Genomic DNA, 15,645 nt, shown 5'->3' on the forward strand with positions numbered 1-15,645 from the left:
CGAGTTGTAGTTGGTCCTCGACCAACTTGACTGCTGCCTGAGGAAACCGCGCAGAGCCTCGTCTTCTGCCGCATCCCGGGAAGCAGGATGCGGCGCCCTTCCGGCCTGACCGGCCAGAATCCCCCGCCGATTTTTTTGATATCGCCGAATGTCCGCGCTGCGCAATCGTGCATTGCCGCGCGCATACGTTCGCGCCGCACGCAGCGCACGCCGCGTGCGTGTTCCGTTCGCGTGCCGTCCGGCCGCGCGCCCTCGCGCGTGCGCGGCTGCCGATCGCCCGTGCCGACCACCCGCAACCGACAGGAGTGCAGATGAACTCAGACGACAGTAGTCGATTATCGCTCGCCGGTGCGACGCCGCGCTTCGTCCTGCGGACCGCACGCCTCGTGCCAGCGAGCCTTCCCCCCTTCACCGATCCACAGCCGATCGCGCCCGGCGCGACGCGGCGGGAAGCGTTCGTGCGTCGATAACGTCACGGTCGCTTCCCGTCCGCCGCCGTAGGCGCAAGGAGCGACTCATGACACAACGAAACACCTCGCAAAAGAAACAGCGCGGCTTCATCAACGCCGGCGCCGGTCAGCAGAACGAACCGCGCGTCATGCGCGCCGCGCAGGAAGCGGCTCGCCCGCTGGAAGAAACCTTCAAGTCGCTGCATACCTGCATGCGCGGCCTCACCTACGCGCAGGCCGCCGACCGCCTGCAGCACGACGGCCCGAACGAAATCGCGCACGACAAGCCGCCGCCCTGGACGCGCCAGCTGCTGCATGCGTTCCACAATCCGTTCGTCTACGTGCTGCTGGTGCTGGCCGCGATCAGCTTCTTCACCGACGTCTATTTCGCGGCACCTGACGATCGCGACTACGTCGGCATGACGATCCTGCTGGCGATGGTCACGATCAGCGCGCTGCTGCGCTTCGTGCAGGAATTCCGGTCGCTTCGCGCGGCCGAAAAGCTCAAGGCGATGGTTCGCACGACGGCGACCGTGCAGCGCGCGGTGACCGACACGTCCGAGCCAGCGCGACGCGAGGTGCCGATGCGCGAAGTGGTGGTCGGCGACATCGTGCACCTGTCGGCCGGCGACATGATTCCCGCAGACGTGCGTCTGCTCGCGTCGCGCGACCTGTTCATCAGCCAGGCGGTGCTGACCGGCGAAGCGCTGCCGGTCGAGAAGTACGATACGCTCGGCGCGGTTGCCGGCAAGTCGGCCCACGCGGGCATGGCGGGCGCGGCGAACGACGCGTCGACGTCGCTGCTCGATCTCGAGAACGTGTGCTTCATGGGCACCAACGTGGTCAGCGGCACCGCGACGGCCGTGGTCGTCGCGACCGGCGAGGACACGTATTTCGGATCGCTCGCGCGCAACGTGGTGAGCCACAAACGCATCGAGACGAGCTTTGACCGCGGCGTCGCGAGCGTGAGCTGGCTGCTGATCCGGTTCATGTTCGTGATGGTGCCGATCGTGTTCATGATCAACGGCCTGACCAAGGGCGACTGGCTGAGCGCGCTCACGTTCGCGCTTGCGGTGGCCGTCGGCCTCACGCCCGAGATGCTGCCGATGATCGTCAGCGCGAACCTCGCGCGCGGTGTGATCGCGATGGCGCGCCGCAAGGTCGTCGTGAAGCGGCTGAACTCCGTGCAGAACTTCGGCGCGATGGACGTGCTGTGCACCGACAAGACCGGCACGCTCACGCAGGACAAGATCATCCTCGAACACCATCTCGACCTGTCCGGCCACCGGAACGAGGACATCCTCCGGCTCGGCTGGCTGAACAGCTTCCATCAGAGCGGCCAGAAGAACCTGATCGACATCGCGGTGGTCGCGCGCGCCGACGAGATCGGCGAGCGCGTGAAGCCGCAGGGCTACAGGAAGATCGACGAGCTGCCGTTCGACTTCGTGCGCCGCCGCCTGTCGGTCGTCGTCGAGGACACGCACGGCGCGCACCTGCTGATCTGCAAGGGCGCGGTCGAGGAAATGCTCGCGGTATCGACCCACGTGCAGGACGAGCACGGCGTGCGCCCGCTCGACTTCGTCGCGCGCAAGCGACTGCTCGAGCAGGCCAACGCATACAACGAGGACGGCTTCCGCGTGCTGGTGCTCGCGACGCGCGCGATCCCGCGCGGCGACGAACGCGAACAATACCGCACCGCCGACGAGCGCGACCTCGTCGTGCGCGGTTTCCTGACCTTCCTCGATCCGCCAAAGGAATCGGCCGCACCGGCGCTCGCCGCGCTGCGCGATAACGGCGTGTCGGTGAAGGTGCTGACGGGCGACAACCCGACCGTCACGATGAAAGTGTGCCGCCAGGTCGGCCTCGAACCGGGCAAGCCGGTGCTCGGCGCCGAAATCGAGGCGCTCGACGACGCGACGCTCGCGCAAGTCGTCGAACGCACGACGGTGTTCGCGAAACTCACGCCGCTGCAGAAGGCGCGCATCGTGAAGGCGCTGCAGGCGAACGGCCATACGGTCGGCTTCCTCGGCGACGGCATCAACGACGCGCCCGCGCTGCGCGACGCCGACGTCGGCATTTCGGTCGACAGCGGCGCCGACATCGCGAAGGAGACCGCCGACATCATCTTGCTCGAAAAGAGCCTGATGGTGCTCGAGGAAGGCGTGATCAAGGGCCGCGAGACGTTCGGCAACATCCTGAAGTACCTGAACATGACGGCCAGCTCGAACTTCGGCAACGTATTCTCGGTGCTCGTCGCCAGCGCGTTCCTGCCGTGGGAGCCGATGCTCGCGACGCAGTTGCTCGTGCTGAACCTGATCTACGACACGTCGCAGATGCTGCTGCCGTGGGACAAGATGGATCCGGAGTTCCTGAAGAAGCCGCGCAAATGGGAAGCCGGCAACATCGGCCGCTTCATGCTGTGGGTCGGGCCGACGTCGTCGGTGTTCGACATCACGACCTACGTGCTGATGTGGACCGTGTTCGGTGCGGGCGCGATGTATCACCTGCAAGGCGGCTCGGGCGGCCAGATCGTGATGAACTCGGGCTGGTTCATCGAGAGCCTCGTGTCGCAGACGCTCGTCGTGCACCTGCTGCGCACGCAGAAGATTCCGTTCCTGCAGAGTACGGCCGCGCTGCCAGTGCTGCTGTCGACATTCACCGCGATCGCGATCGGCTGCTGGCTGCCGTTCTCGCCGTTCGCGGACTCGCTCGGCTTCATGCACCTGCCGGGCACCTACTGGCTGTGGCTCGCCGCAACGATGGTCGGTTACATCCTGCTCGCGCAGATCGTCAAGACGATCTACGTGCGCCGCTACAAGCAGTGGTTCTGATTTCCTCCGGACGACGGCGTGCCGGCCCGCATGGGCCGGCCGCCCACGACGCACTACAGGTGACATGATGAAAAGAAGAATGCTTCCGCTCGCGGCCGCGAGCGCCCTCCTCGCGCCGCTGGATGCCTACGCGGCTCATCCGCTCGTCAGCGACGACACGGGCACGCAGGGCAATGCGAACTGGCAGTTCGAGTTCAACGGCGAGGAAACCTCGAAACAGGACGAGACCGGCCGCCATCAGTTGTGGAACGCGACGCTCACGCGCGGGTTCGGCGAGCACGTCGATCTCTACGTGAACGCGCCTTACACGCATCTGCAAACGCGGACCGACGACAACGGCGCGGGCATCGGCGATGTCGAGATCGGCATGAAATGGCGCTTCGTCGAACACGGGCCGCTATCGCTTGCGCTGAAACCGAAGGTGACGATGCCGACCGGCAACGACGGTCGAGGGCTCGGCACGGGCCGCGTCGGCACCGGCGCGACGCTGCTCGCGCAAGCCGACATCGCGCGCTTCTCGCTGCTCGCGAATGCGGGCCTCGCCTACCAGCCGAATCGCCAGGGCGATCTGCGCTCGGTCTGGGCCGTGTCGGCCGCGGCGCTCTACAAGGCAACCGACACGCTGCAGTTCGTGGCGGACATCGGCCTGTCGCGCAACACCGAAAGCACGGCCGGCGCGAATCCGGCGTTCGTGATTGCCGGCGCGATCTACTCGCCGAAGCGCTGGCTCGATCTCGACATCGGCTACCGGCACGGGCTGAACGACCAGACCTACCGTCATTCCATCATGGGTGGCGTAACGGCGCGGTGGTGATGCCGAGGTGATGCGGCCGACGCCGCATGTCTGAGCGCACCACGACGGGCCGCCTTCGGGCGGCCCGTTTTCTCATTGGCCGTCGTTCGCGCCGAACAGTTGCGCGCGCACGGCGCGCCCCTCTTCGGTCAATGCGGCGCTGCCGGTGCCGTCGTCGTTCAGCGTCGTCGTGCTCAGGCCGGCGGCGTCGAGTTGCGTCAGCACGCGACGCAGCGTGCTCATCGGCAATTGCGCGCGCTTCGCGATCTTCGGCAGCGACCACGTTCTGCCGGACGGATCGGTCGCGGCTTCGTGCAGCGTCGCGAGCGTCGCAACGAGTGCGGGATCGAGCGGGGCGTCGTCGGATTCTGAAGTCATCGGTTCGGGTTCGCGAGCCGGCGCGGGACCGGCATTCAGGACGGATGCAATCGCGGACACTATACGCCCGGTCACGCGCCCTTGATCGCGGCGCGCATGAACGACACGAAACGCGTCGTCACGGGATCGTCGCGGCCGGACAGCCACGCCAGCCCGACGCGCCATTTCGCGTCCCTGCCGGCGAGCGGCAACACGGTCGCGTCGCGCAGCAGGTACTGCGCACGCGACGGAATGAACGCAACGCCGACCCCGGCGGCGACCGACGTGAGCACCGATTGAACGTCCTCCGCCTGCTGCGTGACCTGCGGCACGAAGCGCCGCTCGACGCACCACCGGTCGATCTGCGCGGCGAGCCCGGGGCCGCGTGCGCGCTGCAGCGCGATGAAGCCGATCTCGTTGAGCACGTCGAGATCGGCCGGCACACGCTTGAAGCCGAGGTGCGGCGGCACCGCGAGCGCAAGCCCCTCGTCGATCACCTTGAACGACGACAATCCTTCATCCGACGGCAATCGCAGGAACCCCGCGTCGAGCTTGCCCGCGCGGAGCCGACGCGTCTGCTCGGACGACGACAGGTCGCTCAACGTGACCGCGATGCCCGGATTGCGGCGCCGGAATTCCGCGACAAGTTTCGGCACGAGCGTCAGCACGGACAGGCAGATGCCGAGGCGCAAATGCCCGCGTTGCCCGCTGGTCGCCTCCCGTGCACGCGCGAGTATCTCGTCGGCATCGCGCACGAGCGCCTGCGCGTCGGGCAGGAAGCGTTCACCGAACGGCGTCAGTTCCGCGCCATGCCGCCCGCGCTCGAACAGCTTGCCGCCGAGGCTCGCCTCGAGCGCGCCGATCTGCTTGCTCAGCGCCGGCTGGCTCATGTGCAGCGTGTCGGCCGCGCGGCTGAAATGGCTGAGCTCGGTGACCGTCAGGAAAGTGCGCAGCAGTTTCAATTCCATTCTTCAAAGGAATCGTATCGATCGAAACATTCATTTTACTGATCGAATGGCGTGACGTTCAATACGGGCACGCCCCTTTCGGAATTCACCATCATGCCTCTCGATCATGCGGCCGAGTGCCTGACCGACGTGTCGTTCGACACGGTCGTCACCGACGCAAGCAATGCCGAGCCCGACGCACCGGCGCCCGAGCGTCGCACCGCACGCGCCGACGGCCGCAGCCGCCGCTTCCGCTTCGGCGATGCGCTGGACGACGCGCAGCCGCGCGCCGTCAGCGGTTCGATCGCGATCAGCTTCGCGGTCGTATCACGGCGGAACTGGCCGCGTTGAATCGACACGCCAGGCGCCCGCCGCCGAACGCACGCGTTCGACACTCCGCAAAAAAACACCAGAAATCCGCGCGCATCACGCATCATTGCGCGCACATCCATCGTCATCTCCACGCGATCGACCTTATAATTTCCCGCAGCCACTGACCGCCCACGCATTTCGCGCCGCCGCAACGCGCGTGAAAAGGAGACTTTCGCTTGACCGGCCTCATCGCGCGCCTGCCTCGCGCCCGGACCACCCTGATCATCGCCCTCTCATTGCTGACACTCGCGTTCACGACGAACGCGTCCGCGCAGCCGCATCGCACCGCGTCGCCGCATGCGCATGCGAAAGTCGTCAAGAAGAAACCCGCGCCCCGCAAACACAAGGCCGTCAAGCATCGCCGCCCGCGCGTGAAGCACCATGCGGTCAAGCATCACGCGGCGCCCGCACCGCACCGGCGCGCGAAACGCACGAACGCGGTTCGCCCACGCCCCGCCGCGAAGCCGCGCCTGCTCGCGAGCTGCGGCTACAGCCCGCGCGCGGTACGCTCGCTGCACTCGCGCGCGGCCTACGTGCTCGACGTCGACTCCGGCACGCCGCTGCTGGCCCGCAACGCACGCACGGTGCGGCCGATCGCGTCGATCTCGAAGCTGATGACCGCCGTCGTCGCGCGCGACGCGGACCGGCCGCTGAACGGCGTACTGCGCGTCACCTCGCGCGATCGCGACACGATCAAGTTCACCGGTTCGCGGCTGCCGATCGGCGCCGAACTGTCGCGCCGCCAGATGTTCCATATCGCGCTGATGTCGTCGGAAAATCGCGCGGCCGCCGCGCTGAGCCGCGACTATCCGGGTGGCCGCGCCGCGTTCGTGAAGGCGATGAACCGCGAGGCGCGCCGGCTCGGCATGCGCCATACGCATTTCCGCGAACCGACCGGCCTGTCGCCGCACAACGTGTCGACCGCCGAGGATCTCGCGCGGCTCGTCGACGCAGCCGCGCAGGATCCGCTGATCCGCTATTTCTCGACGGACACGTCGACCACCGTGCAGGCCGGCGATGGCGAGCTGCTGTACGTGAACTCCGATCCGCTCGTCCGCCACGGCAGCCTGCCGATTCGGATACAGAAAACCGGCTTCATCAACGAATCGGGGCACGGCGTCGTCATGCGCATGCACGTGAAGGGCCGCCGCGAAACTGTCGTGCTGCTTGGCGCGCCGACGCGCGCCGGCGTGTCGAGCGATGCACTGAAGATCCATCGCTGGCTGGCCTGCTCGATCCAGTAAGCACGACGTGCGCGGCCGGCGCGCTCATCCACGAAGGAGCGATGCCATGCAGGACGAATACCGTTTCAACGCGTTCGGACGCCTGCTCGCCGTCGTGCGTTCGAACGGCCGCTGGGCCGTGTTCGATCTCGGCGCCGAAGGCAAGCGACGGCCGGCCAACCTGCAGATTCCGTCCGCGCTCGCCGCGGACGAACTTGCGCAATATCTCGGCGACCTGCTGCACGAGCATGCGTCGCCGAAGTACAACGACGTCGTGCCGATTCCGTCGCCGCGCCGCGCGTAACGCGCCGCCGCCCGCCGCCGACATCCCGCCCACCGGGGGTTGCCGCGCCACCACCCGCCACTCCGGTGCATCGACGCCAAATTCAACAGTTTAACTTGCAAGTTAAACTGTCGTGCTCTATGATCCGCCGCATGACACCGCCACGCACACCCGGCGTTTCCGCCGATACCGTCGCCGCCGAACTGACCCTCGCAGTCGGCCAGTTGATCCGCCGGCTGCGTTCCGAGATCGACTCCGAAGGGCTCGGCATGTCGCAGACGAGCGCGCTCGCGCGGCTCGAACGACAGGGCCCGATGACCACCGCCGATCTCGCCCGCGCCGAGGCGATGAAGCCGCAGTCGATGAAGGCCATTCTCGCCAGCCTCGAGGAAGACGGGCTCGTCGAACGCGAACCTCATCCGACCGACGGCCGCCAGATCCTGTTCCTGCTGACCGCAGCCGGCCTCGCGGCACGTCGCAAGCGCGACACCGCGAAGCACAAGTGGCTCGGTGCCGCGATCGAGAAGCTCGGCCCCGAAGACATCCGCACGCTCGCCGCCGCGATTCCGCTGATCCGGCGCATCGGCGAGCAATGACCCCGCCTGCGTGATGCGCGGCATCCGCGCGCACGCTTTTCTTCGCCCAATTCACGGAGCATCACGTCATGAGCACAACCCGTCTCGACACGCAAACGGCGCTCGTCGTCATCGACCTGCAGAAGGGCATCGTCGCGCTGCCCACCGCCCACCCGGTCGCACCGGTGATCGAGCGTGCGCGCGAACTGCTCGACGCCTTCCGTAGCCGCGGCCTGCCCGTCGTGCTCGTCAACGTCGCCGGCAGCGCGCCGGGCCGCACGCAGCAGCAGGTGCGTGCGGATGCCCTGCCCGCCGACTGGGCCGATCTTCTGCCCGAACTGAACCGTCAGCCGAGCGACCATGTCGTGACGAAGAAGACCTGGGGCGCGTTTACCGGCACCGGTCTCGACGCGTACCTGAAAGCGGCCGGCGTCACACAGATCGTGCTGGCCGGCATCGCGACGAGCATCGGCGTCGAATCGACGGCCCGCCAGGCACACGAGCTCGGCTACAACGTGACGCTCGCGATCGACGCGATGACCGACCTCAACGCCGACGCGCACACGAACAGCGTCGAACGGCTGTTCCCGCGTCTAGGCGAGACGGGCCCGACGCAAGAAATCCTCGCGCTGCTCGACCGGCGCGGCGCGTGAGCGACAAACGCGCTCAGCGGGTGCCGGGCCAAGCGGCCGGCCGGCTCGATCCATCGATCTGGAAAGTCAGCGCGGTCGCAACGCTCGGCTCGCTGCTGTCGCAACTCGACGCGACGATCGTCAACGTATCGCTGGCGAGCCTCGCGACCGACCTGCATGCGAGCCTGTCGACGATCCAGTGGGTGACGAGCGCGTACCTGCTCGCGCTCACGCTGGTATTGCCGCTGAACGGCTGGCTGGTCGACCGCATCGGCGCGAAGGCGCTGTACCTGTGGTGTTTCTCCGCGTTCACGCTGACGTCGGCGCTGTGCGGGCTCGCGTGGTCCGCGCCGTCGCTGATCGCATTCCGCGTGCTGCAGGGCGTCAGCGGCGGGCTGCTCGCGCCGATGGCGCAGATGATGATCGCGCGCGTGGCCGGCCAGCAGATGGCGCGCGTGATCGGTTATGCGGCGGTGCCTGTGCTGATCGCGCCGATCCTCGGGCCCGTCGCCGCCGGTGTGATCCTGCAGCACGCATCATGGCGCTGGCTGTTTCTCGTGAATCTGCCGGTCGGTGCACTGGCGCTTGCGCTGGCCGTGTGGTTCCTGCCCGGCGACCGCGAGCACACGCAGCGGCGCGAACTCGACTGGGTCGGCCTCGCGCTGCTGTCGCCGGCGCTCGTGCTGTTCCTGTATGGCGCCGAGCGCATCGACGCGGTGCCCGGCATCGCCGCGATCGCGGGTTCGGTGCTGCTGCTCGCCGCGTTCCTGCGCGTCGCGCGGCGCAAAGGCGAGCATGCGCTGATCGACCTCGCGCTGTTTCGCTCGCGCGTATTCGGCGCGGCCGCTGCCACGCAGTTCCTGTCGAACGGCGCGATCTACGCGGGCCAGATGCTGATCCCGGTGTTCCTGATCGAAGCGTGCGGCCGCTCGCCCGGCGAGATGGGCTGGCTGCTGGCGCCGCTCGGGCTCGGCATGCTCGTCACCTATCCGTCGATGGGCGCGCTGACCAGCCGGTTCGGCGTGCGCCGGCTGGCCGCCGCCGGCGCGCTGCTCGCGCTCGCCGCGACGCTGCCGTTCGTGTATCTCGCGCTGGCCGGCTACGATCCCTACGTGCTGGTGCCTGCGCTGTTTCTGCGCGGGATGGGTCAGAGCGCGATCGGCGCACCGTCGATTTCCGCCGCGTATGCGTCGGTCGAACGGCGCAACCTGCCGATGGCGACGACGTCGCTCAATATCGTCCAGCGCCTTGGCGGCCCGACGTTCACGACGATATGCACGCTGCTTCTCGCATGGCGGCTGCAGGCCGAATCCGTGTCGACGGGCGGCACGCACGGGGCCGCCTACGCGTGGGCGTTCGGCCTGCTTTGCGCACTGCATGCGGCGAGCTTCGTGACGACGCTGTGGCTGCCGCGATGGTCGAGCGGCGCGGGCGGACGGCCGGCGGGGGCCGCGCGGGCCGGTTCGCGCTGAATGCCGGGGCCGCGCCTTCGCGTGGCGCCGCTACTGCAACCACATCGGCACGATCGACGCCGCGAGCAGGATGCCCAACCCGGCATTCACGCAACGCCACTGCCGCTCCGTGCGCAGCACGCGCGCGAACAGCAGCCCGGCACAACACCAGAGCGACAGCGACGCCATCGCCGCCACGCGCCGGCCGCGGCGGAACTGGGCCGCCACCTGCGCCTCGGCTTCGCGCGCATGCGCGCGGCCGCCTAGCCTTCTTCCCCGCTTGCCGCTACGCGACACATGCCCCGAGCGTGCATTGCATGCCAAGTGCGCAGTGTGTTGCCCGGCATGAAAACAAGGCAGTGCGACGTAACGGTGAAAATGTTCCGGAGCCCTACGTCACGCATTCGCGGCATCCGCGCGGAACCCGATGGCACAATCACGGTCCCTTTCATGTGCCCTACACCGGGCGCGCGCCGCATCGCGGCGCAGATTCAACGCACGAGAAGGACCCTGTCTGCCCATATGACCCTGAACGAATCCTGGTTTGCGCCGCTCGTCGGCCTCCTCATCCTGCTCGCCGCCGCCGGCGCGATCACGGCCACCGCCCATTTCCTGCTGTTCCGCGTGGTCGCGCGTCTTGCGCGGCTGTCGGCCACCCGCATCGACGACGCGCTGTTCGAGTTCGGCGCATTCAAGTGGCTGAACCGCATCGTGCCGTTCGTCGTGATCAAGCTCGGGCTCGGCGCGGTGCCCGGCATCCCCGCCGTGGCCGCTCGAACCGCCGACAAGGTGCTGTTCGCGCTGATCGTGTTCCTGGTGTCGATGACGATCAGCGCGACGCTGTCCGCGCTCGAGCACACGCATCGCACGAGCCGGCGCGACCAGCCGCGCCTGTCGCTGAAAGGCGCGATGCAGCTCGTCAAGCTCGTGATGTTCATCACGGCCGCGCTCGTCGTGATCGGCGACGCGACCGGCAAGCAGATCGGTCTGCTGCTGTCGGGCATCGGCGCGATGTCGGCGGTGCTGATGCTGATCTTCAAGGACACGCTGCTCGGCCTCGTCGCCGGCGTGCAGCTGTCGTCGAACGACATGCTGCGGATCGGCGACTGGATCACGATGCCGTCGGCCGGCGCGGACGGCACCGTGATCGACATCACGTTGAACACGGTCAAGGTCGCGAACTTCGATCACACGATCATCACGGTGCCGACCTGGAAGCTGATCACCGAAAGCTACCAGAACTGGCGCGGGATGACCGAGGCCGGCGGGCGCCGCATCAAGCGCGCGCTGTTCGTCGACGCGACGAGCGTGCGCTTTCTCGGCGACGACGAGATCGTACGGCTCGAACGCCTGACGCTCCTGAAGGACTACCTGGAAGACAAGGTCGACGCGATCGCGCAATGGAACGGCACGCTCGGCGCGGCCGGCGAATGCCCGGCGAACCGCCGCCAGCTCACGAATCTCGGCACCTTCCGCGCGTACGTCGCGAACTACCTGAAGGGCCATCCGCGGATCCGCCGCGACATGACGTGCATGGCGCGCCAGCTGCCGCTGACGGCCGAGGGCATTCCGCTCGAACTGTACTGCTTCACCGACACGACGACCTGGGTCGACTACGAGGCGATCCAGTCCGACCTGTTCGATCACCTGATCGCGGTGCTGCCGGAGTTCGGGCTGCGCGTGTACCAGCACCCGTCGGGCTTCGACATGCGCCAGATGGCCGGCGCGGCGCAAGCCGACATGCCGGCGCTGCACGCGCGATAGTGCCTGGCGCGGCGGCCTGCAACGGGTCGCCGCCGGCATCGCTGCGCGCGCGGCGCCGCTCACCGCCCCGCGCAATCGGACGCGAGCCGCCCCACCACCTTCAGCGCATCCTCGATCTGCCGCGACCACGGATAGCTGTAGTTGAGCCGGATGAAGTGCCGGTAATCGGCGGTCGCCGAGAACATGTGGCCGGGCCCGATCGTGATCCCCTGCGCGAGCGCGAGCGCATACAGCTTCATCGCGTCGACCTGCGGCGGCATCTCGACCCACAGCACATACCCGCCCTGCGGCTGCGACAATCGCGTGCCTTCCGGAAAGAAGCGCCGCACCATTGCGCTCATCAGGCTCGCCTGCTGCGCATACTGCTTGCGCATCCGCCGCAGATGGAAATCGTAGCCGTCGTGTTTCAGGTACTCGGCGATCGCGAGCTGCTCGATCGCGGGCGTCGCGAGCGTGTTCAGGAATTTCAGCTTCTCGACCTGGTCGCGGTAGCGGCCGGGCATCGCCCAGCCGATCCGGTAGCGCGGCGACAGGCTCTTCGTGAACGACGCGCAATGCAGCACGAGCCCGTTGCGGTCATACGACTTCAGCGCGCTCGGCGTCGTGTCGCCATAATGCAGCTCGTGATAGACGTCGCTCTCGATCGCGGGCACGTCATGCTTCGCGAGCAGCTCGACGAGCGCGCGCTTGCGCGCATCGGGCATCTGGAAGCCGAGCGGATTGTGGAAATTCGGCATCACCATGCACGCGGCGATGCGCTCGCGCGCGAGGATCCGTTCGAGCGCGTCGAGATCGATGCCGTCGCCCGGATGGGTCGCCACCTCGAGCGCACGCATGCCCATGCGCTCGATCGCGTGCAGCATCGCGTAGAACGTCGGGGACTCCACCGCGATCGTGTCGCCAGGCTTCGCGACGGCCTGCAGGCACAGGTTGATCGCCTCCGTCGCACCGATCGTCATCACGATCTCGCCCGGCTCGACCGGGATCCCGCGCTCCGCGTAGCGTCGCGCGATCTGGCGGATCAGCTCCTGGTTGCCTGGCGGCAGGTCGTCGATCACGCCCCAGCGCGTGCGGCGCCGGCCGATCGCCTGTGCATAGCGCGCAAGACGCTGCACCGGGAACTGCGACGCATCGGGATACGGCGAACCGAGCGGCACCGCGTCGTCGCGCGCGATCGAGCGCAGCGTCGACAGCACGAGCCGGCTCACGTCCACCGCCGACGGCTCGGCGGCCGGCGCCGACACGTGCAGCTCGGCCTCCGCCGGCGCCGTGGCCCGCGCCCGCACGAAGTAGCCCGACTGCGGCCGGCTCTCGATCAGCCCGCGGCTCTCGAGCACGAGATACGCGCGCAGCACGGTCGTGACGCTGAGCTGCTGCTGCCGGCTCGCCTGGCGCACCGACGGAATCCGCTCGCCGGGCCGGTACACGCCGCGCTCGATCTGCGCCTGCAGATCGTCGGCCAGTTGTTCGTAACGCTTCACGCGCCTCCCTTTCAACGTCCCTTCAACAACACAGTTGCGGTCCGCACTGCCTGACTGGGCGCAACTGTACTCTTTTTCGAAGACGAGAGGTGTACACACAGCGGCCGGAACACTGCGCGTACGCTCCGTGCATCGACCCCGACACACGCATCATGAAAAAGAAATCCGCCGCCGTGCGCATCGAACCGTACACCCACCCGGCCGCCGGCTGGGGCGCGCTGAAAGCCGTCACGATCAACCTGATCAAGGAAAAGGTCGCGGGCGGCAACTACCGCACGCTGCTGCGCCAGAACCAGCCGGACGGCTTCGACTGCCCGGGCTGCGCGTGGCCCGACCGCCAGCATGCGTCGACGTTCGAATTCTGCGAGAACGGCGTGAAGGCCGTGGCCGCCGAAGCGACCAGCAAGCGCGTGACGCCCGAATTCTTCGCCGCGCACACCGTCGCCGAGCTGCTCGAACAGTCGGATTTCGAACTCGAACAGCACGGCCGCCTGACCGACCCGATGGTGTACGACGCGCGGACCGACCGCTACGTGCCGATCGCGTGGGACGACGCGTTCGCGCTGATCGCACGCCACCTGCGCGCGCTGCCGGACCCGAACCAGGCGGCGTTCTACACGTCCGGCCGCGCGAGCAACGAGGCGGCGTTCCTCTACCAGCTGCTGGTGCGGCTGTACGGCACCAACAACTTCCCCGACTGCTCGAACATGTGCCACGAGGCGACCAGCCGCGGGCTGCCGGCGTCGGTCGGCGTCGGCAAGGGCACCGTCACGCTCGACGATTTCGAACATGCGGACACGCTGCTGATCTTCGGCCAGAACCCGGCCACCAACCACCCGCGGATGATGGGCGAGCTGCGCGAATGCGCGAAGCGCGGCGCGACGATCGTGTCGATCAACCCGCTGAAGGAACGCGGGCTCGAACGCTTCGCCGATCCGCAAAGCCCGCTCGAGATGCTGACGATGTCGGGCACGAAGATCGCGTCGACGTTCATCCAGCCGACGATCGGCGGCGATTTCGCGCTGATCAAGGGAATGGCGAAGCGCGTGCTCGAACTCGACGACGCCGCGCGCGCCACCGGTGCGCCGCGCGTGCTCGACATCGCGTTCATCGGCGAGCACACGGCCGGCTTCGATGCGTTCGCCGAAGATCTGCGCAACGAAAGCTGGTCCGCGCTGACGGCCGAAAGCGGCGTGCCGTACGAACAGATCGACAGCCTCGCGCAACTTTATGCACGCAGCGAGCGCGTGATCGCGACATGGGGCATGGGCATCACGCAGCACAAGCATTCGGTCGCGACCGTGCAGATGCTGACGAACCTGATGCTGATGCGCGGCAACATCGGCCGCCCCGGCGCGGGTCTGTGCCCGGTGCGCGGCCACTCGAACGTGCAGGGCAACCGCACGGTCGGCATCGAGGAAAAACCGTCGCAGGCGTTCCTCGACCGGCTCGGCCACGTGTTCGACTTCGAGCCGCCGCGCCACCACGGCTACGACGTCGTCGAAACCATCGAAGGCATGCTCGAAGGCCACGTGAAGGTGCTGATCGGCCTCGGCGGCAACTTCGCGATGGCGACGCCCGACACGCCGCGCACGTGGGAAGGCATGCGCCGCTGCGACCTCTCCGTGCACATCACGACGAAGCTGAACCGCAGCCACCTGATCCACGGCCGCGACGCGCTGATCCTCCCGACGCTCGGCCGCACCGAGATCGACCTGCAGGACAACGTCGCGCAGGGCGTGACGGTCGAGGATTCGATGAGCATGGTCCACGTGTCGTACGGGATGAACAAGCCGGCGTCGCCGAACCTGATGTCGGAGCCTGCGATCGTCGCGCACATCGGCCATGCGCTGTTCGGCAGCGGCAAGATCGACTGGCTCGCGTACAAGGACGACTACGCGAAGATCCGCGACGCGATCGAGGCGACCGTCGACGGCTTCTACGACTACAACACGCGCATCGCGCGGCCGGGCGGCTTCCACCTGCGCGTCGCGTCGCGCGACCGCGAATGGCTGACGCCGACGGGCAAGGCCAACTTCATCGCGCATGCGCTGCCGACCGACACGCCGATCCAGCGCGCCCGCGCGCTGCACGGCGAGCGCCTGATGACGCTGATGACGACGCGTTCGCACGACCAGTACAACACGACCGTCTACGGGCTCGACGACCGCTATCGCGGCGTATTCGGCCAGCGCCGCGTGGTGTTCGTCAACCGCGACGACCTCGCGATGCTCGGCCTGAAGGCCGGCGAATGGGTCGACATGGAAACCGTGTGGCACGACGGCATCCAGCGGCGCGCGGACGGTTTCCTGCTCGTCGAATACGACATCCCGCGCGGCTGCATCGGTGCGTACTACCCGGAAACGAACCCGCTGGTGCCGCTCGACAGCGTCGGCGACGTGTGCAACACGCCGACGTCGAAGTCCGTGCCCGTGCTGCTGCATCGCGCGGCCGCGCCGGCGTTGGCCGCTGCCTGACGGAGCGCCG

14 protein-coding genes and 1 pseudogene are annotated in these 15,645 nt (G+C 67.7%); 11 read left to right on the forward strand and 4 right to left on the reverse strand.

The genetic code is table 11. The features are described 5' to 3' along the window. Positions 1-311 precede the first annotated feature (311 nt). From WS75_RS34265 to WS75_RS26175, 3 genes are all read left to right on the forward strand, one after another. Complete coding sequence (locus WS75_RS34265; RefSeq protein ID WP_179948953.1) at positions 312-470, forward strand: hypothetical protein; 159 nt, start codon at positions 312-314, stop codon at positions 468-470. A gap of 47 nt (positions 471-517) precedes the next feature. After that, positions 518-3,280 carry a magnesium-translocating P-type ATPase gene (gene mgtA, locus WS75_RS26170; RefSeq protein WP_059684731.1) on the forward strand — a complete coding sequence of 921 codons (2,763 nt, stop codon included), beginning with the start codon at positions 518-520 and terminating at the stop codon, positions 3,278-3,280. Positions 3,281-3,347: 67 nt separating this feature from the next. Continuing rightward, positions 3,348-4,094 carry a transporter gene (locus WS75_RS26175; protein ID WP_082729742.1) on the forward strand — a complete coding sequence of 249 codons (747 nt, stop codon included), beginning with the start codon at positions 3,348-3,350 and terminating at the stop codon, positions 4,092-4,094. Positions 4,095-4,166: 72 nt separating this feature from the next. On the opposite strand, the gene WS75_RS26180 is transcribed toward WS75_RS26175, so the two are convergent. After that, on the reverse strand, positions 4,167-4,451 hold the full coding sequence (locus tag WS75_RS26180; protein ID WP_059684862.1) for a hypothetical protein: 285 nt from the start codon (positions 4,449-4,451) through the stop codon (positions 4,167-4,169). Between the two features lie 71 nt (positions 4,452-4,522). Continuing rightward, the gene (locus WS75_RS26185; protein ID WP_059684736.1) at positions 4,523-5,398 is read right to left on the reverse strand and encodes a LysR family transcriptional regulator; all 876 of its coding nucleotides are present in this window, start codon (positions 5,396-5,398) and stop codon (positions 4,523-4,525) included. Positions 5,399-5,491: 93 nt separating this feature from the next. On the opposite strand from WS75_RS26185, the gene WS75_RS26190 reads away from it, so the two are divergent. From WS75_RS26190 to WS75_RS26215, 6 genes are all read left to right on the forward strand, one after another. Continuing rightward, positions 5,492-5,728 carry a hypothetical protein gene (locus WS75_RS26190; protein WP_082729743.1) on the forward strand — a complete coding sequence of 79 codons (237 nt, stop codon included), beginning with the start codon at positions 5,492-5,494 and terminating at the stop codon, positions 5,726-5,728. 197 nt (positions 5,729-5,925) lie between these two features. Further along, the gene (locus WS75_RS26195) at positions 5,926-6,993 is read left to right on the forward strand and encodes a serine hydrolase (RefSeq protein ID WP_059684740.1); all 1,068 of its coding nucleotides are present in this window, start codon (positions 5,926-5,928) and stop codon (positions 6,991-6,993) included. 46 nt (positions 6,994-7,039) lie between these two features. After that, a complete protein-coding gene (locus WS75_RS26200) occupies positions 7,040-7,276 on the forward strand; it encodes a DUF7661 family protein (RefSeq protein ID WP_059684741.1) in 237 nt (78 codons plus the stop codon). Positions 7,277-7,395: 119 nt separating this feature from the next. Further along, positions 7,396-7,851 carry a MarR family winged helix-turn-helix transcriptional regulator gene (locus WS75_RS26205; RefSeq protein ID WP_059684743.1) on the forward strand — a complete coding sequence of 152 codons (456 nt, stop codon included), beginning with the start codon at positions 7,396-7,398 and terminating at the stop codon, positions 7,849-7,851. 68 nt (positions 7,852-7,919) lie between these two features. After that, positions 7,920-8,483 carry an isochorismatase family protein gene (locus WS75_RS26210; RefSeq protein ID WP_059684745.1) on the forward strand — a complete coding sequence of 188 codons (564 nt, stop codon included), beginning with the start codon at positions 7,920-7,922 and terminating at the stop codon, positions 8,481-8,483. Continuing rightward, a complete protein-coding gene (locus WS75_RS26215) occupies positions 8,480-9,934 on the forward strand; it encodes a DHA2 family efflux MFS transporter permease subunit (protein ID WP_059684747.1) in 1,455 nt (484 codons plus the stop codon). Before WS75_RS26210 ends, WS75_RS26215 begins: the two co-directional genes overlap by 4 nt. 30 nt (positions 9,935-9,964) lie before the next feature. Here WS75_RS26215 and WS75_RS26220 read toward each other — a convergent pair. Further along, a pseudogene (locus tag WS75_RS26220) lies at positions 9,965-10,111 on the reverse strand (LysE family translocator); the annotation flags it as partial. A 324-nt stretch (positions 10,112-10,435) separates the two neighbouring features. On the opposite strand from WS75_RS26220, the gene WS75_RS26225 reads away from it, so the two are divergent. After that, positions 10,436-11,677 (forward strand): mechanosensitive ion channel family protein, encoded by a 1,242-nt coding sequence (locus tag WS75_RS26225; protein ID WP_059684750.1) that lies wholly within the window; start codon positions 10,436-10,438, stop codon positions 11,675-11,677. A 59-nt stretch (positions 11,678-11,736) separates the two neighbouring features. On the opposite strand, the gene WS75_RS26230 is transcribed toward WS75_RS26225, so the two are convergent. Then, positions 11,737-13,158 carry an aminotransferase-like domain-containing protein gene (locus tag WS75_RS26230; RefSeq protein ID WP_059684752.1) on the reverse strand — a complete coding sequence of 474 codons (1,422 nt, stop codon included), beginning with the start codon at positions 13,156-13,158 and terminating at the stop codon, positions 11,737-11,739. A 152-nt stretch (positions 13,159-13,310) separates the two neighbouring features. Between WS75_RS26230 and WS75_RS26235 the strand changes: the two genes are divergently transcribed. Beyond that, a complete protein-coding gene (locus tag WS75_RS26235; RefSeq protein ID WP_059684754.1) occupies positions 13,311-15,635 on the forward strand; it encodes an FdhF/YdeP family oxidoreductase in 2,325 nt (774 codons plus the stop codon). Positions 15,636-15,645 lie beyond the last annotated feature (10 nt).

Source organism: Burkholderia sp. FL-7-2-10-S1-D7, assembly GCF_001524185.1.
In the GTDB taxonomy this organism is placed as follows: Bacteria; Pseudomonadota; Gammaproteobacteria; order Burkholderiales; family Burkholderiaceae; genus Burkholderia; species Burkholderia diffusa.